The sequence below is a fragment of the Peribacillus sp. NPDC097895 genome, assembly GCF_050277555.1.
Lineage (GTDB): Bacteria > Bacillota > Bacilli > Bacillales > DSM-1321 > Peribacillus.
In genome coordinates this window covers 409,160-429,282 of the sequence record NZ_JBNNSH010000002.1, presented here as the reverse complement: position 1 = coordinate 429,282, position 20,123 = coordinate 409,160, and the positions used below count along the sequence as shown (strand labels likewise).

Genomic DNA, 20,123 nt, shown 5'->3' with positions numbered 1-20,123 from the left:
TAAAATGGATTTCAGCCTTTTTGATTGTTACATAGCTTGATAATGAACTACATTTTCGATGGTTTGTTTCTTGACCTTTCCCTTATATTCTAAGTAATCCAATTGACCGATGATTTCTGACATGACAAGCGGGAACTCTGTTACATACTTTTGTTTGTAAAATTCCTTTGCTAGTTCATTGCCTGTAGAAATTCCAGATTCTATCATTGCCAAGATTTTTTGTGATTTTCTCTCAATGCTATTGAGTCTTTTTTCAATCAAAGGACCAGGCTGTTCAATGATGTTACCATGACCAGGTAAGAGGAGTTTCACCTGTAAAGCTAAACACCGCTTTAATGAGTCGATATGATCCACAAGAGTCAGCATTCGATTGCCGTTTTCATCAGGTTCGATCAAAGCATTACTTGATATATGTTCAATCAATAAATCACCGGCAAGAAGCTGTTTCTCCTTTTTGTCAAGGAAGGCAATTTGATCCGGGGCATGTCCGGGAAATTCGATCACTTCGAAATTCAGCATTTGTTTTTCCGTGATTTCGAGGATGTCACAATTCAGTTTTTGGTCTTTGTTATTATCGACTGCATTGAATAGGTATGCTACTTGTTTTTCACCAAGTTCACCACAGCCCATCTCAAGATAAAGCTGCTTATAAAATTCAATTCTCATACTTAAGAAGTCAGGATCCCGTTTTAAACGAGGAACGGATTTAGTATGGGCATAAACGGGAATCGGATAAAGTGATGTAATCCGGTTTACCAAACCTACATGGTCTCCATGGTGGTGGGTTAACAAAATTTCCGTTATGTCCTTAAGGGTATAACCATTTTTCTTTAATGTTTCCTGCAATGCATTCCAGCAAATGTCATCATTCATACCAGCATCGACTAATGTTAAGGATTCATCCTGTTTAACTAAATAAAAGTTTATGCTTTTTAAAGATAAAGCACTTGGAGCCATAATTGGAAAAATTTTAATTTTTGTATTAGTTTTCATGAATGTCCCATATCCTCCTAAATTGAGATAACCTTCATTGGAAAAATTGCATTTGACTAAATATTGAAATTTAAAGGGTTATTATTCTATGATTAGTTAAATGGAATGAAACTGTCAAGCTGAAATTTCCAGGATCCAGAGAATTTAATAGACAGAACGCGTGGAAATGAAGGGTCTTATCATTAATCATTGAAAGCTAAAAGGCGTAAAGTACAATTGCTGAATGAATAAAGCTGTATAGGAGGATATAGAATGAAGCCAAGGATCTATATTACAAGGAAATTGCCAGAACAAATCATCGATGGTCTATGTAAGAATTATGATGTAAGGATGTGGGACCAGGAGGATATACCGGTTCCTAGAGAAGTCCTTGAAGAAGAAATGAAAGAAGTCGAGGGGCTGCTTTGCTTGTTGACGGAACAAATCGATGAGTCACTGATTGAAAAGGCCACTAATCTGAAAATCATCGCGAATATGGCAGTTGGCCATAATAACATTGATGTTATTAGTGCCACAAAAAGGGGCGTCATGGTAACGAACACACCTGGTGTTTTAACGGAAACGACTGCTGATTTAACCTTCGGCTTGCTGCTTGCAACCGCAAGAAGGCTGATGGAGGCGGAAGATTATTTAAAGAGTGGAAAATGGGAAACGTGGTCCCCAATGCAGCTGACCGGACAAGATGTGTACGGTGCAACGATGGGTATCATCGGGTTAGGGAGAATTGGTGAAGCCCTTGCTAAAAGAGCAAAGGGCTTTGATATGAACTTAGTTTATTTTAATCGCAGCCGTAAATACGAACAGGAAAAAGAATTAGGAATCGAATATCTGCCACTTGAAAAATTGCTACAAATCTCTGATTTTGTTTGCGTCATGCTGCCGCTCACACAGGAAACCGCTTATATGATCGGCAAGGAGCAGCTGGAATTAATGAAAGGGACCGCTGTGCTCATTAATACGGCAAGAGGTGGGATTATTGATGAAAAGGCGTTATACAAGGCGCTGAAGAATCGTGAGATTTGGGCGGCAGGATTGGATGTATTTGAAGAGGAACCAATTCCCGTGGATCACCCGCTGCTTACATTGCCCAATGTAGTTACATTACCTCATATCGGGAGTGCAAGCATCGCCACAAGATTGAAAATGGCAACTCTCGCTGTGCAAAACTTGATGGAGGGATTAGCTGGTGATACTCCCCGTAATTTAGTTGTGGTGAATAAAAGTAAATGACCCCCTTAGGGTGTCGTTTTTTAAAATTGAACTTTATAATCATTTTTATTAATGAGCAGGTGAGGGAATTATTCATTAACATCATTGATACCCCATGTCATTTTATCTGGAGTTGGAGGATTGCTTGGTCCTTTAATGGTGAATCGAATAAATGTTTCTAGTGATGATGACCACCTCATTGTTTAGTTTCGCAGTATGATAATGAAATAGACGTTTTAGCTTGGAAAACAAGTTTGAATTTCCGGTAGGGGTAGATATTCGGTGACGTGCACTAGAAAAGGGTGCTGCCAGGAAGCATACTTATCGTAAATTGACAGGTTTTTTTGTAAAATAAAGAAAGTCAAGTGTATTTAGGAACAACAACTAGTTGAAAGGGATAGGGGCAATAATGATTGAAATGAAGGAAAAAATATCATCACACAACGAAATGACAAAATCCAAACGACTGCTGCTGGCACTTATGCTAGGGTCTTTTGCAGCGATTGGACCACTGTCACTTGATATGTATTTACCGGGACTCCCAACACTGGCAGTTGATCTGAAAAGCAGTACGTCTTTAGCCCAGCTGAGTTTGACAGCCTGCTTGTTAGGATTGGCTTTAGGCCAAATTTATTTAGGGCCACTAAGTGATGCTAAAGGAAGACGGACACCGTTAATCATATCGTTATCCATTTATTGCATTTCATCACTGTTATGTGCTTTTGCTCCAACTATTGAATTGCTTTTATTATTACGTTTTATCCAAGGGATTGCAGGAGCAGGTGGCATCGTCATTTCAAGGGCCATCGTTCGTGACCTTTTTTCAGGAACGGATTTGACCAAGTTCTTCTCCATGTTAATGCTGGTAAATGGTGCGGCGCCGATCTTGGCTCCAGTTTTTGGTGGTCAACTTTTGCAGTTCACTTCTTGGCGGGGAGTTTTTATCGTCATTTCAATATTAAGTGTCCTTATGGTTGCGGCCGCATTTTTGGGGATAAAGGAAACGCTATCTCCTAACCTCAGGAGTGCCGGGGGAGTAAGCGATACAATCATGACCTTTGGGAACTTATTGAAGGACCGCATATTCATGGGCTATGCTTTTTCACAAGGATTTATAAGTGCCGCTATGTTCGCTTATATTTCCGGCTCGCCTTTTGTTCTCCAGAACATTTATGGGGTCTCCCCACAGACATTCAGCCTGATCTTTGCCATAAACGGAATTGGCATCATCATTGCTTCCCAAGTGGCCGGAAAGCTGGCAGGAAAGGTTAAAGAAGAAAAGCTGCTTCAAATAGGATTATGTCTTGCTTTGTTTGGAGGAATGCTCCTTCTTTTTTCAGTCCTTCTCGAAATTGGGTTAGCGGGAATCTTGGTCGCTTTGTTCCTTTCGGTTTCCAGCGTCGGTATTGTCGGTACAACGAGTTTTTCTTTAGCGATGCAAAATCAGAAAAAAACAGCAGGCAGTGCTTCGGCCTTAATTGGACTGCTTCCTTTCATATTAGGATCACTGATGGCTCCGCTGGTAGGCTTAGGCTCAGGTGATTCCCCCTTGCCGATGGGAATGGTCATGATAGGTTGTCATATCCTGGCCATGTCCGCTTATTTAATACTTGCCCGCAGTGGCTTAAGGCGAGTTGCTTAAAAAAAGAAAAAGCTGAAGTCCCATTAGAGGATTTCAGCTTTTTTCTTTAATGGATTCTTTCGATCCTTATGGCTGTATGAATCACAATAGTGATTCTGCTCCATCGATATAAACTTCCGTGCCTGTAATATGGGAAGACATGTCTGAAGCGAGGAATAATACTAGATCACCTGCTTGCTCGGTAGTTCCTGCTTTCTTAGCCAAGGGTTGTGAGCCTTGCGGATATTCAATGGGTATCCTGATTTTTTTTAAGTTTTCATCTTCCGGGAAAGTGTTATCGTGTATATTCGTATCGATTGAGCCTGGACAAATGGTATTGACCCTGATTTTATATTTTGCCAATTCGAGTGCAGCCATTTTACCAAAAGCGACTTGACCAGCTTTGGATGAACTATAAGCGGAAAAACCAAAATTTTTGAAAAATCGGTTTCCGTTGATGGAGCTGTTGATTACGATGCTGCCACCCGTTTCCTTCATATATGGAATGGCGTATTTGATGGTGAGAAAGGTGCCTTTGAGGTTGATGGTATGTGTTTGATCCCAATCTTCTGGCTTTATATCTTCTATAGGGGCGATCACTCCGTTGATGCCTGCGTTGGCGAATACAAAATCAATTTTTCCAAAATGATCGTAGGCGGCCTTGTAGGCATGTTCAACTTGATCGGCCTTTGATACATCCGTTTTAATGATTAAAGCCTCTCGACCGAGGTTTTCAACTTCTTCCTTCACTTTTTCTGCATTTTCGACTGTACGGTCAAAAAAGATGATGTTCGCGCCGTTTTCAGCTAGTTTCAGTGCAGCACCCCGGCCAATTCCCGATCCTCCACCGGTAATGATGGCCACTTTGTTTTTCATTAAATCTGTCATAAACTTCACACGCTCCTTTTTTAGTTTTCTTTCCCGTTTAGGGAGTATGTAGAAACATCATGGCAGTGGTAATACAGGAAAATTATAAACGAATATTGCCTAAAAAATCCAATTTAAACCGTTGCTCGTGTTCATTTTACTTTGTTTTTCAGTGAAATGTCTGTATATTGAGGACATGATTAGTTAGCTTGAAAGGGGATAGGGTGTTGATACGATTAGGTGTAATAGGAACAAATTGGATAACGGAACGATTTTTGGAGGCTGCAAAGCATATAGAGGATCTATCGTTAACGGCTGTGTATTCACGTACAGAAGAGAAAGCCAAGGAATTTGCGAGTAAATATGAAGTACATACAATTTTTACAAATTTAGAAGAAATGGCCGCAAGCGATGAAATCGACGCTGTATATATAGCCAGTCCTAACTCCCATCATTGCAGGCAAGCGGTGTTGTTTTTACAAAATAAAAAACATGTATTATGTGAAAAACCTATGGCCTCAAATGCGTCCGAAGTGAAGGAAATGATAGAGGCTGCCCAACAAAATGGAGTGCTATTGATGGAAGCGATGAAATCGACCCTCATGCCGAATTTCGAAAGTGTAAGAAGCAATCTAGGTAAAATCGGTAAAATACGACGTTTTACAGGGAGCTTTTGTCAATATTCATCACGCTATGATGCGTATAAACAAGGCACTGTGCTCAATGCGTTCAATCCTGAATTCTCCAGTGGTTCTTTAATGGATTTAGGGATTTACGTCCTATATCCGCTTGTTGCACTGTTTGGTAAACCAAACAAGGTGCAGGCATCGGGAACAATGCTTGAATCAGGAGTTGACGGACAGGGTACGATCTTGCTTTCCTATGATGAAATGGAGGCAGTCGTCATGTTTTCTAAGATTACTGAATCGAATCAGCCAGCGGAAATTCAAGGCGAACTTGGGAGTATCCTAATAAAGAAAATTTCAGGACCGCAAGCGGTGGATATTCAGTATCGGGATGGAACGGCTGATAATGTTTCGGTTAAACAGGACATGCCTTCTATGTATTATGAAGCGAAAGAATTTGTTGAATTGATACAGCAGGGAAAAACGGAGTCTGATATAAATTCATTTTCAAATTCACTTTTGACTATGGAAATCATGGATGAAGCAAGAAGGCAAATAGGCACTGTCTTTCCGGCAGACCGATTATAATTGGTCATCGCCAAGTAGGAAGGGGATAAATGGATGTTACTGATACCCTTTAATTGGGTAGAATTTATACATGGATAATTTTATTTTTGGAGGAATGGACATGAAATGCAAAATTAATCGTAATGCAGCAAAGGTTTTACAAAATATGCTGAGCACTGAAGAAGCCGAAGGGAAAATGATACGTGTATATATCACGCATATGCATGGCGATCATGCTCATTATGAGATGAAATTAGATACACCGACAGAGCATGATGAAATTGTCAAAACAGATAAAGATATAGATATTTTACTCGATTCACGTGAGGAATTTCTGGATGGTGTCTGGATTAAATATTTTTACGTACCTCAAGAAGGCTTTGAAATTACGAACCCTTCTAAAGAACCGCACGGACATCATCACCATTAAGAAAAAAAGGGGGAGAATTGGCATGAATCAAAAATACGAAAAGATCTTTCAACCATATAAATTTTCATCAGGTGTAGAAGTGAAAAATCGTATCATGATGGCTCCGATGACCACCTATTCTTCAGATGATCAAGGGCTGATAACCGATGATGAACTGGCTTATTACGCGGAACGCGCGGCAGGTGTAGGTGCCGTTATTACGGCATGTGCCTATGTAACTGCCGGAGGAAAGGGGTTTCCAGGTCAATTTAGTGCAGCTGACGATTCCTTTATCCCATCTTTGAGAAAATTAGCGGAAGCGATTCAATCTAACGGGTCAAAAGCGATTCTACAAATATATCATGGTGGTCGCCAAAGCCCGCCGGAATTATTACCTGATAACCAGCCAGTTTCTGCAAGTGCCATTGCTTCAAGCGAGAATGAACCGGTACCTCGGGAAATGAGTGAAGACGAAATTCAAGACGTTATTAAGGCATTTGGTGAAGCAACAAGAAGGGCCATCGAAGCAGGATTTGATGGTGTTGAAATACATGGTGCCAATACGTACTTGCTTCAACAGTTCTTCTCGCCACACTCGAACCGACGTACTGATAAATGGGGGGGAACACTAGGGAAACGATTGATTTTTCCGCTCACCGTTGTGAATGAAGTGGAGAAAACAGTGACCGAGCATGCCCAAAAGCCTTTTATGATTGGTTACCGCATATCTCCAGAAGAAGGAAGCAACCCGGGAATCACTTTAGATGATACGCTACAGTTTGTTGATAGATTAGCGAACCAAAACCTGGATTATCTACATATCTCGGTAGGTCACTTCTGGAATGGATCATTCCGTGAGAGTGATAGGACGAAGTCGCGCATCGTTAAAATTTACGACAAAGTAGGCAATCGTGTTCCGGTCGTCGGTGTAGGGTCTCTGCACAGTCCAGATGAAGTGGCAGAAGCGATGGAAACGGGCGTCCCATTTATCGCCATGGGCCGTGAACTTCTTATGGAACCGCATTGGATTGAAAAAATCAGGGCCGGAAAAGAATCCGAAATACGGACAACCCTTTCCAAAAAAGATCAGGAGGAACTTGTCATACCAGATCAGCTTTGGCAAAAATTGATTCAGATAAAAGGTTGGCTCCCGGTAGTGGAGTGAAGTGAAAGTTTTTGAATAAATGGGTAACCCGTCCTCTTTTTATCGGAGGACGGGTATTGTTAGTGATGTTTATACGATTGTTGTGAAGTATGGTGGAAGTGCTAAGTGATAAGATCATAAAGGGTTAATCATTCCATTACTGTAGATACTATCTTTACACCTTTTACGAAGTTTAAGTAGTTAATATCCAAAAAAACTAGATAATCACAGTACTATTTGTACACATAAATAAAGCTGGTATAAAGACGGAGGGTTTATAATGCAGTTTCCACATGATTTTTTATTCGGAGCGGCTTCTGCTTCTTTTCAAATAGAAGGGGCATGGGATGAAGATGGTAAAGGTATAACGAATTGGGATGTTTTTTCAAAGATTCCGGGGAAGACATATGATGGTACAAATGGAGATGTAGCCATAGACCATTATCATCGTTATAAAGAGGATATTAAATTAATGGCAGAAATGGGACTCGAATCGTACCGGTTTTCCATTTCGTGGGCGCGTATCTTGCCTACAGGTGACGGAGATGTAAACGAAAAGGGCTTGGAGTTTTATAATAATATTATTGATGAATGTTTAAAATATGGGATTGTTCCATTTGTTACGCTGTATCATTGGGATCTGCCTTTGACGCTTGAAGAAGATGGTGGATGGACGAATAAGCGAACAGCTGAAGCCTTCGTCAAGTATGCGGAAATTTGTTTTCGAGCATTCGGAGACCGCGTCAAACATTGGATTACGTTTAACGAAACGGTAATGTTTTGCGGATTAGGCTATTTAAAAGGAGCGCATCCGCCTGGTATACAAAACGATGAGATTAAATATTTTCAAGCGACACATTACGTGTTTTATGCACATGCAAAAGCCGTAGAAGTCTATAAGGCACTAAAATCTTACGGCGAAATTGGTATTACCCATGTGTTCTTACCAGCTTACAGCATAGATGATAAACATGAGAATGCATTAGCTGCTCGACATGCTAATGAATATGAAACCTTTTGGTATTATGACCCAATTTTAAAAGGTGAATATCCATCTTATGTGGTTGAGCAATTAAAGGAAAATGGCTGGACTCCAAGTTGGACTGAAGATGAACTAGATACGTTAAAAAGGAATGCGGAAAAAAATGATTTTATTGGACTTAATTATTACCAGCCCATTCGCGTGGAAAAAAACCAAGAAGTATTTTCAGCCCTGGAGCATTCACGAGAAACTTCTACTCTAGCTCCAGGAAACCCATCTTTTGATGGCTATTATCGGACTGTGAAAATGGAAGATAAAACCTATACTAAATGGGGATGGGAAATCTCACCTCAAGGATTTTTAGACGGGCTGCATATGTTAAAAGAGCGTTATGGTGATATTAAAATGTATGTTACAGAAAACGGACTTGGTGATGAGGATCCGATCATTGATGGTGAGGTAGTAGATGTTCCTCGTATTAAATATATTGAGGAACATTTAAAAGTGATTAAGCGTGCGATTAAAGAAGGCATTCATTTAAAAGGGTATTATGCATGGTCTGTCATTGACCTATTAAGTTGGTTAAACGGGTATAAAAAGCAATACGGATTTATTTACGTGGATCATCAAGATCATTTAAATCGAAAAAAGAAGCTGTCGTTTCATTGGTATAAGCATATTATTGAGACGAGAGGAGAAGAGCTCTAAATAAAAAGAAACCTCTTATTAATCAAGAGGTTTCTTTTTATTTAGGTTTTTATAATATGACCGTTGATTTCCACTCCAGGCACTCGCTTTCCGAGGGCGGCCCGCCCTCGGCGCCTTTGCGCCAGCGGGGTCTTCCTTGGACGCGAATTCCCGCAGGAGTCTCGCACATCTGTTCCAATCAAATTTGTTTTAATAGATAGAAACTCTTTTGTCTACTGTCTTTTTTGTTTTAAAAATAGAAGTATTTGATAAGGATGCTTCCGAACATGATTCCATTCAGCGAGATCAACTTGAATTGAAGGGAAAAATTATTAAACTGTGTTATAAAAGCATCAATCCATCTAATAAGTTGAGAGCATGTTTTGAGTAACTTTTTTCAAAACATGCTCTTTTTATTTTTCTAAAGTTTCTTGTTTGAGTTTGGACAAATTTGCTTCAAGACTACATTACGGAATGGATAGGGAAATAGTCGAAAGTTCAAACCTCCTGTTTCATAGTCAATAGTTCCGGCTTCAAAATAACTAGTCTGGAAGTATCGTCCTAGATTGTAATCCAAACGTAAATATATGTAAACAAATGTTAACATTTCTAGTAATGTACAGTTTTACGTTTTACTGTATAATGTTGAAGCGAAGTAGAAAACCATGTCACATAACTTAACAAAAGGAGATTATATATGACGAGTATATTTTAGTTTGTATGAGCCCTCGCATTTTTTATTGTAAACAAATATTTAGCTTACACTTCACTAGTAATTGATCGAAAAACTCCTCTAAGAATCTATTTTCCTGATGTTCGTACGTTCCAAACATAAAAATGATTAAGGATGTGAGAAGGATAATAATGATAAAAGATACTAGATTTCAAGGATATAACATGAAGGGTGTTCAAAAAGATGTAACGGCAGGATTGGTTGTAGGTGTGGTGGCCATCCCTTTAGGATTGGCTTTTGCAATTGCTTCAGGGGTCGAACCGATATATGGGTTATATACGACGATCATCGCTGGAATCCTCATTTCCCTTCTGGGTGGATCCAAGTATCAAATTGGAGGGCCGACTGGAGCGTTTGTTCCTTTATTATTTGGGATCGTTATGCAATATGGATATGAAAGTCTGCTCATTGCCGGTTTTTTGGCGGGGATGATATTAGTCTTGATGGGTCTTCTTAAGCTAGGGGATTTGATGAAGTTCATTCCCCGTCCTGTCATCATCGGGTTTACCACAGGGATAGCGATAATAATCTTCTCGGGGCAGATTGCCAGCTTCTTTGGTATGAAGGTGGAAAAACATGAAGCGTTTATAGATAACATGAAGGAACTGGTGATTAAAGCGGATACGATCAATATATATAGTGTGGGTGTTGCGGTTATATGTTTTATCGTCATTCTGTTCGCACCAAGAATTCTGCCACGGGTACCAGGGCCACTTCTGGGTCTGCTCGTATCAACGATCGCAGCCTACTTTTTATTTCCCGATAAGGTGGCTACAATTGGTTCCACGTATGGAGCGATTCCGAAAGGATTTCCTGAATTTAAAGTGCCGGAGCTTTCGGTGGAAATCATTATCACCCTCCTTCCTGTTGCGGTCATGATTGCCTTGTTAGGCGGTGTCGAGTCTTTGTTATCCGCTACCGTTGCCGATAACATGGGGGGGACCAAGCATGATAGTAATAAGGAATTGGTTGGACAAGGAATCGCGAACATCGCGACTCCATTTTTCGGCGGGATACCGGCAACAGGTGCCATTGCCAGGACAGCTACCAATATAAAAAGCGGTGCAGCCTCACCGATGTCTGGGATCATTCATGGAATTGTCGTGTTGTTGGTTTTGCTTGTACTATCTCCATATGCAGCGCATATACCTTTGGCAAGCATGGCACCCATATTGATGTTTGTAGCCTGGAATATGAGCGAAAGAAAGGAATTCGCACATGTACTGAAAACGAAGACAGCGGATTCCATCGTTTTGCTAGTCACCTTTCTCGTCACGGTCTTCACTGATTTAATCATGGGGGTAGGAATTGGTTTATTGATTGCATTCGTGACTTTCATTACAAAAATGAGCCATACGTTAAAGGTTAGAGAAAGAAGTCATGAGATTACAGAGATTGTTCCAATTGATAATTCGGATTCAATGATCAATGTGTATAACTTGGAAGGCCCTCTGTTCTTTGGTTCAATAGATGTCCTGGAGTCATCGATATTAGCGAACCTGGATCATAAGACGAAAGTTTTGGTATTAAGCATGCGCCGTGTAACATATATGGATACGTCAGCAGAGGCAGCACTTTTGGCGATTGTTAATCGAATCGGAAAATATAAAGGGAAATTGATCATTTCTGGAATCCAGCAGCAACCAAAGGAATTGCTTCTCAGCACTGGGTTGTATCATAAAATAGAAAAACAGCATTTCTTTAAATCGAGGGAAGATGCCCTGTACTTTGCCAAGAAACAGTTGAATGGTAATTCGGATAAAGTAGTCTAATAGATTCATTCTCGAAGTCACCTTATTGGATTGTTATGTTATAGTATCGTTAACAGTAGATTTTAAAAGAAGGTGACTATCTGGGTGAAAATCTATCGGATTGGCCAGCTTGCTGAACTTGCGAATGTTTCGAAGAGAACCATCGACTATTACACACAATTAGGAATGCTGAACTATGAAAAAATGGGGTCAAGATATCGTTATTACACCGAAGATGCTCTAAATCGTCTTCAAATGATTAATCTGTATAAAGAACAAAATATGCCGTTGACGGAAATCAAAGAACGGTTGCTTGTATGGTCGGACACCAACGTGGATTCGAAGCAAGTGCTCTTGTTGGTGGACAAGATATCTACGGACCTTAAAGAACTGGAAAATGAACTGCTGGAATTAAAGCCTTTACTTGATCAGCTCGATGAACAGCAGCTGACATATGCTGCACAACAGCTTTCCGTTCGGGGCGGGTCGTTACTGAGCATCATTGCCATGCTCTCCTAAGCAGGCTGCCGCGTTCAACAAAAAAAGACCAGATTGGGTCTTTTTTTGTTGTCTTGGTCATTTAATAATACCTACTAAACAATGGCTTTCATTGTGAAGGGGGTATTCATGTTGGCACCCCTAAAGTGGTATATGCCCAATTTGCGTTTCTGTCCATTAAGCATGACCTGAACTTGTATATATGGTAGTAAAACTTGATTTTATTTGAAATGCCTGATAAATCTTTTTTCGATAAAGTTGAAGGATATAAGGGAATGGAAAAAGAAGAACTTAAGTAACTACAACTATTTGTGAGGTGGGAGTGAATGATTGGGTCAATCGTAACGACGGCAAAAGGACATCTTCAAGGTACTATGGAAAACGATATATACGTTTGGCGTGGAGTCAGGTATGCGAAAGCCCCTATTGAAGCTTTGCGTTTCCGTTCACCTGAAGAGGTTGAAAATTGGAGCGGAGTCTTGGATGCAGTGGATTTCGGTGCCATTCCGCCACAGCCGATGGATCGGGCAGTCAGAACCGGACTGGCAGGCAATGAAAAAATGGATGAGGATTGCTTGTTCCTGAATATTTGGTCGCCAAGAGCTGATGATAAAAAGCGTCCGGTCATGGTTTGGATTCCTGGTGGAGCATATGTAACAGGAGCTGGATCTATTGATATGTACAACGGACACTTATTGGCTAAGAATGGAGACGTAGTCGTTGTAAGCATCAACTATAGGTTAGGGGCATTGGGATATTTGGATTTTACAGAGTTGGCAGCAGATGGGGAAATGTTTGAAACCAATTTGGGTTTACGTGATCAAGTGGCGTCCCTGAAATGGGTCAAAGAGAATATAGAAGCGTTTGGCGGTGACCCTGAAAATGTTACGATATTTGGAGAATCGGCTGGAGGGAATGCCGTAACGACCTTACTAACCGTACCTTCGGCGAGGGGGCTTTTTAAACAGGCCATTGCAGAAAGTCCCGCTCCTACATCTGTTTATGGAAAAGGATTTGCGCAGCAATTCAGTGAAAGGTTCCTTAATATCTTAGGGATTGGCAAAAATGATATCCATCGGTTAAAAACACTTCCAGTCCAAGAGATTGTCACAGCGTCCTACCAACTCCTACAGGAAAACTCACAAGCCATGCCAGGCTCCCTTTCATTTGGACCGGTCGTCGACGGTGACTTCCTGCCTGATTATCCACTTGAATCGATTCGATCCGGTAGTGCTAAAGGGATTTCCTTGCTTATTGGAACAAATAGGGACGAAGCGACGTTATTCGATCAGATGGATCCCCCTTTAATCCCGACTAATGCAGAGATGATCCATAAAATGTTTGAAAATACTGACCCGGAGGCAAAAGAGAGAATTACGAATGCTTATTGGAACTTCCCTGAAAAGGGGGCGGTCCTCGGCATTGGCCGTGATGCAACTTTCCATATTCCTTCGGTTTGGTATGCGGAGGCATACAGTCGCTTTGAAAAAACATGGATGTACCGTTTTGACTATAAAACGCCGGCAATGCGCCTAAGTAAATTAGGGGCGACACATGGTATGGAAATTCCATTTGCCTTCCAGACTCTCGACTCGGCACTGGGCAAATGGATCACTTCCTATGGTTGCAGGCCAGCAGCGCTTAAGGTTTCCCATAGAATACAGGGTCATTGGGTTAACTTTGCGAAATATGGGAACCCCAATCCCCCAGAAGGGGAAATCTGGCCGAGATATGATGAAACCAACCACTACACGATGATTTTTGATAAAAAAGATTATATTGAAAAGGATCCCAACAAAATGATAAGGCTGGCATGGGAAGGCGTAGGGATTTATAAGTAAAATGTAAATATTGGAATAACGCGAGGGGGACATGGATATATATAATGGCTCACTTGAATTGTTTGCAGAAGTGAAAATGTAAAAAAATAGGAGTGTGTTATTGAGGCTGACGCAATATCTAATGGATTTATTCGAATCGGAGTTGTCTGAACCTGGATTTGAAATGGGCAGTCCAAAGGATGATTCGAAAAGGGGCGAGCCTATCATTCCTGAACATCAAGAGTATGCTAGAATATGTAAGGCGGTGAATCTAGAAGATCATTCCTGATCATCGTGAGCCGAACATGATTCGTTTAGCATCTGTTCCACTTTACACCTCTTTTCAGGAAGTGTATGAAATGGTACAGGTCCTTAAAAAGATCATGGAGGGTAGGTTATATGAAAATAAAAGGGGAATCATTGCCTAGGATGGGAGCAACATATGGAGAAAAATAAGCTGCGTCGTGAATTATCAACGAATCAAATAACAATGATTGCAATGGGATGTGCAATTGGTACCGGATTATTTCTGGGCAGCGGCCTTGCGATTTCGACGGCAGGTCCCAGTGTACTGATCAGCTATGCATTGGGTGCATTCATTGTCCTTCTTTTGATGGGCTGTTTGGCGGAAATGACTGTTGCTTATCCAACGTCGGGATCTTTTGGAACCATTGCCGAAATATATATAAGTCCATTTGCCGGTTTTGTTGTGAGATATTCATATTGGATAGCGAATGTCCTTGCAATTGGCGTCGAGGTGAGCGCCATCGCTGTTTATATGAAATATTGGTTCCCGGATGTACCTGGAAGTGTTTGGATCTTCCTTTTTGCTGCCTTGCTTATCTATGTAAATGCAACGAGTGTCAATGCATTCGGGAATTTTGAGTATATTTTTTCCATGATCAAAATAAGCGCCATTGTCATTTTCATTTTACTGGGTGCTTACGTGGTGATTGGAGCCGAACCTTCAAGCGGAATCGGTTTAGAGAATTATGCCAATGATGGAGGCTTTATGCCATTTGGGTTTTGGGGGCTATGGATCGCTATATTTATTTCTCTCTTCAGCTTTTTGGGAACAGAGTTGATTGCGGTGACGGCGGGAGAAGCAAAGGACCCTGATATTGCTGTACCTAAAGCTTTGAAGGCAACTGTTTTCAGACTTGCCACTTTTTATGTACTGACAATCGGAATCATGTTAATGATTGTTCCCTGGCAATCCGCTGGGATTGATAAAAGCCCATTTGTTAGGGTAATGGAGATCCTCAATATTCCTTTTGCATCAGGGATCATGAATTTCATTATATTAACTGCAGCTTTATCTGCAATGAATAGTCAATTATATGCCTCCACCAGAATGATATTTTCTTTATCCGAGGGGAAGCAGGCACCCGCCTTATTTCAAAAAGTGAGCCGGAAAGGGGTCCCGATAAGGGCACTGCTCATTTCCTCTTTAGGCATATTTCTTGCTGCGGGTGTAAAGGTCCTGCTCCCGGATACTTCGTATGCATTCATGATGGGGATATCGATGTTCGGAGCCATTTTTACCTGGTTCATGGTGTTCATCTCCCATTTATATTTCAGGAAAGGCTGGGAGAAATCAGGAGGACGTAAATTACCGGTTAAAATGTACGGTTTTCCGTATTTAACGATTCTTGGTGCGTTCCTTTTGTTTGCTTTGACTGTATCTACTTGGTTCACTGGTCCATTTAAAATCGTCCTTCAGTTCGGTGTTCCTTGGCTGATCTTTCTGTGCATCGTTTATTTATTCATGTCGAAAATGAAAAGAACGTAAGGGAGGATTGGGATAGCATGGATAAGGAATCAATGGATAAACATCGATTGGAAGAAGGTATGGTAACTGATTTTGAAAAGGAAATGTCCTATGGCGACTACCTGCATTTAGATCAAATATTATCAAGTCAGCATCTGCTTTCTGGTCATCACGATGAAATGTTGTTCATTGTGATTCACCAAACCAGTGAATTATGGATGAAGCTAATCCTCCATGAAATGACTGCAGCGACGGACCATATTCAATCAGGGTGTTTGGAGCCTTCCTTTAAAATGCTATCAAGAGTGGCCAGGATCCAACAACAACTTATTCAATCTTGGAATGTACTTTCGACTTTAACTCCCTCGGATTATATGGAATTCCGCGAGAAACTAGGAAACTCTTCCGGATTTCAATCATCTCAAAATAGGTTGATAGAATTTGCAATGGGTCAAAAGAATAGGCAAATAGTAGCCGTTTTCCGTCATCAGCCTGAGCTTTATGAGAAGATGATGGCTGCTTTGAATCAACCAAGCATTTATGATGCGGCTATTGGGGCATTGGCACAAAGGGGGCTCCCTGTTGATGAATCGGTTTTGAACAGGGATTGGTCTGAATCCTATCGGATAAATACCAGTGTTGAAAGTGCGTGGCTGACGGTTTACCGTGATGTCCATAAATACTGGGACTTGTATGAGTTAGCCGAAAAACTCGTTGATATTGGCAGTCAGCAACAATTCTGGAGATTCAATCATATGAGCACCGTAGAACGGATCATCGGCCAAAGAAAGGGAACCGGTGGATCGTCCGGTGTTAGCTATCTGAAGAAAGTGGTCGATCAGCCTTTTTTTCCAGAGCTTTGGACATTAAGAACGAAACTGTAAACAATGACTGGAGAGAAAAAATATATGAATCAATGGTTAGATATTTCTCAGAGGCTGAATGAAAATACGCCATCTTGGCCAGGTGACACAAAGTATTCATATTCCCTGAATTCATCAATAGAGAAAGGATCATCTGTAAATGTAGGGGAAATTCGGATGAGTACCCATATAGGAACACATATTGATGCTCCCTTTCATTTTGATGGAAATGGAAAAAAAGTCATTGAACTTGATCTTGATTTATATATGGGCACTGCACTTGTAGTAAAGGTGGACGCTACAGAAAGTATCAGCATTGAATCCTTCAAAGGCATCGAATTGACAGGAGTCCAACGATTGTTGCTGGCAACAGGACAATGGAAGGACCTCAGCCGTTTTCCGGATTGGATTCCACCTGTTGAACCAGAATTAGCGCCTTTCCTTGCAAATAAAGGGGTGAGGCTGTTAGGCCTGGATTTACCTTCCGTTGACTATCTCGACAGCAAGGAATTGCCGGCCCACCATGCCATGTCAGACTGCGGCATTCATATCTTGGAAGGCCTGGTCCTTGAAGGTTTGGAGCCAGGGCTGTACGACCTGGCTGCATTGCCCCTTGCTTTAGAGGCAGGGGACGGAAGCCCCGTCAGGGCAGTAGTGAAAAAGAAGGGCTGATGAGGGGGATATAGGGGATGGGCAAAATTGGAGTTTATGGATCTTCCTTCGATCCAGTCACAAATGTACATTTATGGACAGCATCCACCATCGCGCATCGTGCTAAGCTAGACAAGGTGATTTTTTTGCCTTGCGCAAATGGGCGCATCGATAAACAGATGAAAACGAGCAATGAACACCGTTGGGATATGCTTGGATTGGCAATAAGGGGCAACCCGATATTCGAAGTTAGTGATTATGAAATTAATGAACGGGCTGGGACGAGTAAACAATATACTTGGTATACGATGGAATACTTTAAATCACGATACCCAAAGGATGAAGTTTATTTTATAATGGGTGCCGATTTACTTGAAGATATTGATAATCAGGAGTTACCGGTACACCTGCGATGGAAATTCAGGGAAAAATTGATTGCTAATCATAAATTCATCGTTATGGCACGGGACGGGATAGATATGTTGAGAATCATATCCAGAAGTCCATTGCTTAGGAATTATGATGATGGCAATACATTTCACCTTATCGATAAAGGCCTTTCCATGGAAATTAGTTCAACATATATAAGAGATGAATTCGCGATGGGCGGGGAACCAAGATATTTACTGCCTGATCAATGTTATCAGTATATTTTAGACAATAAGCTGTATCAAAAAGAATCAAAGCCTTAATGGCTTGGTTAGGTAATTAAAGGGCTCGATCTCTCCGTTGAGATTGAGCTCTTTTCATTTCAATAAATTCTTTCGCCTTATATATGAGAATAAGTTTAAAAAAAGGACATATTCATTAATGAAAACACAGTTGACAACTTGGTATACTTTGTTTTATGTTAGTGATACATAAAATCAGAATATTCTCTGATCAGAAAACTGAAGGCATACTATCTCCTTGAATAAAAGTATAAAGTAGGAAATAGTATGCCTTTTTTGTTGCAAAAAAGTGAAAAACAGGGGGAAGTCCATGAAAAAGTTGATGGTATTGTCAAGTTTGATTTTAGCCTTCGGAGTACTGGCAGGATGCAATTCGGAAAAAACGGGAGGAGAAGAGAAAGGGAAATCAAAGTCTGTCGAGTTATTGAATGTGTCATATGATCCGACACGCGAACTGTATCAGGAATTCAATGAAGCGTTTGTGAAGCATTGGAAAGAAGAATCGGGTCAGGATGTAACCATTAAACAATCCCATGGCGGTTCTGGTAAACAAGGCCGGGCTGTTATTGACGGATTGGAAGCGGATGTCGTTACATTGGCATTGGCCTATGATATTGATGCAATACACGAAGCTAGTAACCTATTAGCGGCGGATTGGCAGAAACGCTTACCGGAAAACTCTACACCTTACACATCAACCATTGTGTTTTTGGTAAAAAAAGATAACCCAAAAGGAATTAAAGATTGGGATGATTTAATCAAAAAGAATGTATCCGTCATTACACCAAATCCAAAGACAAGCGGAGGGGCAAGGTGGAATTATCTGGCTGCCTGGGCATATGCAGAGAAGAAGTATGATAATGACGAAGCAAAAGTGAAGGATTTCATGAAAAAACTATATCAAAATGTGGAGGTTTTGGATTCGGGAGCACGTGGTGCCACGACCACTTTTGTGGAAAGGGGAATTGGTGACGTGCTTATAGCTTGGGAGAATGAAGCCTATTTAACACTGGAAGAATTCGGTGATGATAAATATGAAATCGTCAATCCTTCCATCAGTATATTAGCTGAGCCTCCTGTAGCCGTAGTCGATGAAGTGGTCAAGAAAAAAGGAACCAAGGAAGTGGCCGAAGCCTATCTGGAATATCTATACACCGATGCCGGACAAGAAATTGCCGCGAAAAACTTCTATCGTCCGAGGGATGAGAAGATACTCGCTAAATATGAAGATCAATTTGCAAATATCGATATGGTGACTGTTGATGATAAGTTTGGCGGGTGGAAAAAAGCCCAAGAAACACATTTCAATGACGGTGGTACATTTGACGAAATTTATCAACCGAAATAAGCATGGGGGAGAAGGTGTATGTTTACATCTTCTCCTTCATAAATCATAAGAAAGAGCTGGGGCGAAGCGATGAATATAGTGACAGAAGGTAAACGAAAGAAAAAGAGGACCATACCCGGTTTTGGATTGACGATGGGTTTTACGCTGCTGTATCTCACCATCATCGTTTTGATCCCATTATCCATGGTTTTTCTAAACACATTTTCAATGGGATTTCAGGATTTCTGGGCGACCATAACAGAACCAAGGGTGATCGCTTCGTATAAATTAAGTTTTATGACAGCGTTAACTGCGGCCTTTGTGAACGCAGTTTTTGGCGTTTTAATTGCTTGGGTGCTTACTCGTTATGAGTTTCCTGGCAAACGGATCATCGACGGACTGGTTGATTTGCCTTTTGCCCTCCCGACTGCCGTGGCAGGGATTACTTTGACCACATTGTACTCACCGAATGGATGGATCGGCCAACTTTTTAGCTTTAAGATCGCTTACACTCCTGCCGGGATCATCATCGCCCTTATATTTATCGGTCTTCCATTCGTGGTGCGGATGGTTCAACCAGTGCTTGAAAATATTGAAAAAGGAATGGAAGAAGCATCTGCTTCATTAGGAGCGAATCGAATGCAGACATTCATTAAAATTATCTTTCCGGAATTGGTTCCAGCGATATTGACGGGTTTTGCCCTTTCTTTTGCAAGGGCACTTGGAGAGTATGGATCCGTTGTCTTCATTGCAGGAAATATGCCGTTTAAAACGGAAATTTCCCCGCTCATCATCATGACAAAGCTCGAACAATATGATTATGAAGGGGCAACCGCTGTAGCAGCCGTCATGCTTATTATTACATTTCTAATTTTGTTCACCATCAATATCTTACAATGGTGGACTGGCAAAAGATTTTCTGGGAAGTAGGAG

19 protein-coding genes are annotated in these 20,123 nt (G+C 41.0%); 17 read left to right on the top strand and 2 right to left on the bottom strand.

Annotation, left to right across the window (positions count from 1 at the left end):
• Positions 1–27: 27 nt before the first annotated feature.
• Positions 28–993 (bottom strand): MBL fold metallo-hydrolase, encoded by a 966-nt coding sequence (locus ACQKMH_RS13365; RefSeq protein WP_427587958.1) that lies wholly within the window; start codon positions 991–993, stop codon positions 28–30.
• A 252-nt stretch (positions 994–1,245) separates the two neighbouring features.
• Between ACQKMH_RS13365 and ACQKMH_RS13360 the strand changes: the two genes are divergently transcribed.
• Together ACQKMH_RS13360 and ACQKMH_RS13355 are read left to right on the top strand one after the other, a co-directional pair.
• Positions 1,246–2,223, top strand: a complete 978-nt coding sequence (locus ACQKMH_RS13360; protein ID WP_427587957.1) for a 2-hydroxyacid dehydrogenase — start codon at positions 1,246–1,248, stop codon at positions 2,221–2,223.
• A 397-nt stretch (positions 2,224–2,620) separates the two neighbouring features.
• Entirely contained in the window at positions 2,621–3,844 is a 1,224-nt protein-coding gene (locus ACQKMH_RS13355) for a multidrug effflux MFS transporter (RefSeq protein WP_427588507.1), read from the top strand.
• A gap of 81 nt (positions 3,845–3,925) precedes the next feature.
• Here ACQKMH_RS13355 and ACQKMH_RS13350 read toward each other — a convergent pair whose 3' ends face one another.
• A complete protein-coding gene (locus tag ACQKMH_RS13350; RefSeq protein WP_427587955.1) occupies positions 3,926–4,711 on the bottom strand; it encodes an SDR family oxidoreductase in 786 nt (261 codons plus the stop codon).
• A 206-nt stretch (positions 4,712–4,917) separates the two neighbouring features.
• Here ACQKMH_RS13350 and ACQKMH_RS13345 point away from each other — a divergent pair, with 206 nt between their 5' ends.
• From ACQKMH_RS13345 to cysT, 15 genes are all read left to right on the top strand, one after another.
• Positions 4,918–5,904, top strand: coding sequence for a Gfo/Idh/MocA family protein (locus ACQKMH_RS13345; protein ID WP_427587954.1), 987 nt, complete (start codon positions 4,918–4,920; stop codon positions 5,902–5,904).
• Positions 5,905–6,004: 100 nt separating this feature from the next.
• Entirely contained in the window at positions 6,005–6,313 is a 309-nt protein-coding gene (locus tag ACQKMH_RS13340; RefSeq protein WP_427587953.1) for an iron-sulfur cluster assembly accessory protein, read from the top strand.
• 22 nt (positions 6,314–6,335) lie between these two features.
• Positions 6,336–7,457 carry an NADH-dependent flavin oxidoreductase gene (locus tag ACQKMH_RS13335; protein ID WP_427587952.1) on the top strand — a complete coding sequence of 374 codons (1,122 nt, stop codon included), beginning with the start codon at positions 6,336–6,338 and terminating at the stop codon, positions 7,455–7,457.
• Positions 7,458–7,716: 259 nt separating this feature from the next.
• Entirely contained in the window at positions 7,717–9,126 is a 1,410-nt protein-coding gene (locus ACQKMH_RS13330; RefSeq protein WP_427587951.1) for a GH1 family beta-glucosidase, read from the top strand.
• A gap of 843 nt (positions 9,127–9,969) precedes the next feature.
• On the top strand, positions 9,970–11,610 hold the full coding sequence (locus ACQKMH_RS13325) for a SulP family inorganic anion transporter (protein WP_427587949.1): 1,641 nt from the start codon (positions 9,970–9,972) through the stop codon (positions 11,608–11,610).
• A gap of 84 nt (positions 11,611–11,694) precedes the next feature.
• Positions 11,695–12,108, top strand: a complete 414-nt coding sequence (locus ACQKMH_RS13320) for a MerR family transcriptional regulator (RefSeq protein WP_427587948.1) — start codon at positions 11,695–11,697, stop codon at positions 12,106–12,108.
• 305 nt (positions 12,109–12,413) lie between these two features.
• Entirely contained in the window at positions 12,414–13,928 is a 1,515-nt protein-coding gene (locus tag ACQKMH_RS13315) for a carboxylesterase/lipase family protein (protein WP_427587947.1), read from the top strand.
• 100 nt (positions 13,929–14,028) lie between these two features.
• Positions 14,029–14,196, top strand: coding sequence for a hypothetical protein (locus tag ACQKMH_RS13310; protein ID WP_427587945.1), 168 nt, complete (start codon positions 14,029–14,031; stop codon positions 14,194–14,196).
• A gap of 16 nt (positions 14,197–14,212) precedes the next feature.
• Positions 14,213–14,335: a hypothetical protein gene (locus ACQKMH_RS13305; protein WP_427587944.1), complete on the top strand. Its 123-nt coding sequence runs from the start codon at positions 14,213–14,215 to the stop codon at positions 14,333–14,335.
• A gap of 14 nt (positions 14,336–14,349) precedes the next feature.
• On the top strand, positions 14,350–15,699 hold the full coding sequence (locus ACQKMH_RS13300) for an amino acid permease (RefSeq protein ID WP_427587942.1): 1,350 nt from the start codon (positions 14,350–14,352) through the stop codon (positions 15,697–15,699).
• Positions 15,700–15,716: 17 nt separating this feature from the next.
• On the top strand, positions 15,717–16,562 hold the full coding sequence (gene kynA, locus ACQKMH_RS13295; RefSeq protein WP_427587940.1) for a tryptophan 2,3-dioxygenase: 846 nt from the start codon (positions 15,717–15,719) through the stop codon (positions 16,560–16,562).
• 24 nt (positions 16,563–16,586) lie between these two features.
• Positions 16,587–17,213 (top strand): arylformamidase, encoded by a 627-nt coding sequence (gene kynB / locus ACQKMH_RS13290; RefSeq protein WP_427587939.1) that lies wholly within the window; start codon positions 16,587–16,589, stop codon positions 17,211–17,213.
• A 17-nt stretch (positions 17,214–17,230) separates the two neighbouring features.
• Positions 17,231–17,884, top strand: coding sequence for a nicotinate (nicotinamide) nucleotide adenylyltransferase (gene nadD, locus ACQKMH_RS13285; RefSeq protein ID WP_427587938.1), 654 nt, complete (start codon positions 17,231–17,233; stop codon positions 17,882–17,884).
• A gap of 268 nt (positions 17,885–18,152) precedes the next feature.
• Entirely contained in the window at positions 18,153–19,211 is a 1,059-nt protein-coding gene (locus ACQKMH_RS13280) for a sulfate ABC transporter substrate-binding protein (RefSeq protein WP_427587936.1), read from the top strand.
• A gap of 69 nt (positions 19,212–19,280) precedes the next feature.
• The gene (gene cysT / locus ACQKMH_RS13275) at positions 19,281–20,120 is read left to right on the top strand and encodes a sulfate ABC transporter permease subunit CysT (RefSeq protein WP_427587935.1); all 840 of its coding nucleotides are present in this window, start codon (positions 19,281–19,283) and stop codon (positions 20,118–20,120) included.
• The last annotated feature ends 3 nt before the right edge of the window (positions 20,121–20,123 follow it).

Excerpts from the sequence above, each read along its gene's own strand:
- ACQKMH_RS13335 (WP_427587952.1), top strand. The coding sequence starts at position 6,336 with ATGAATCAAAAATACGAAAAGATCTTTCAACCATATAAATTTTCATCA.
- ACQKMH_RS13300 (WP_427587942.1), top strand. The coding sequence starts at position 14,350 with ATGGAGAAAAATAAGCTGCGTCGTGAATTATCAACGAATCAAATAACA.
- ACQKMH_RS13360 (WP_427587957.1), top strand. The coding sequence starts at position 1,246 with ATGAAGCCAAGGATCTATATTACAAGGAAATTGCCAGAACAAATCATC.
- ACQKMH_RS13365 (WP_427587958.1), bottom strand. The coding sequence starts at position 993 with ATGAAAACTAATACAAAAATTAAAATTTTTCCAATTATGGCTCCAAGT.
- kynA (WP_427587940.1), top strand. The coding sequence starts at position 15,717 with ATGGATAAGGAATCAATGGATAAACATCGATTGGAAGAAGGTATGGTA.
- ACQKMH_RS13330 (WP_427587951.1), top strand. The coding sequence starts at position 7,717 with ATGCAGTTTCCACATGATTTTTTATTCGGAGCGGCTTCTGCTTCTTTT.
- ACQKMH_RS13355 (WP_427588507.1), top strand. The coding sequence starts at position 2,621 with ATGAAGGAAAAAATATCATCACACAACGAAATGACAAAATCCAAACGA.
- ACQKMH_RS13340 (WP_427587953.1), top strand. The coding sequence starts at position 6,005 with ATGAAATGCAAAATTAATCGTAATGCAGCAAAGGTTTTACAAAATATG.
- ACQKMH_RS13325 (WP_427587949.1), top strand. The coding sequence starts at position 9,970 with ATGATAAAAGATACTAGATTTCAAGGATATAACATGAAGGGTGTTCAA.
- ACQKMH_RS13315 (WP_427587947.1), top strand. The coding sequence starts at position 12,414 with ATGATTGGGTCAATCGTAACGACGGCAAAAGGACATCTTCAAGGTACT.
- nadD (WP_427587938.1), top strand. The coding sequence starts at position 17,231 with ATGGGCAAAATTGGAGTTTATGGATCTTCCTTCGATCCAGTCACAAAT.
- ACQKMH_RS13305 (WP_427587944.1), top strand. The coding sequence starts at position 14,213 with ATGATTCGTTTAGCATCTGTTCCACTTTACACCTCTTTTCAGGAAGTG.
- ACQKMH_RS13350 (WP_427587955.1), bottom strand. The coding sequence starts at position 4,711 with ATGACAGATTTAATGAAAAACAAAGTGGCCATCATTACCGGTGGAGGA.
- cysT (WP_427587935.1), top strand. The coding sequence starts at position 19,281 with ATGAATATAGTGACAGAAGGTAAACGAAAGAAAAAGAGGACCATACCC.
- kynB (WP_427587939.1), top strand. The coding sequence starts at position 16,587 with ATGAATCAATGGTTAGATATTTCTCAGAGGCTGAATGAAAATACGCCA.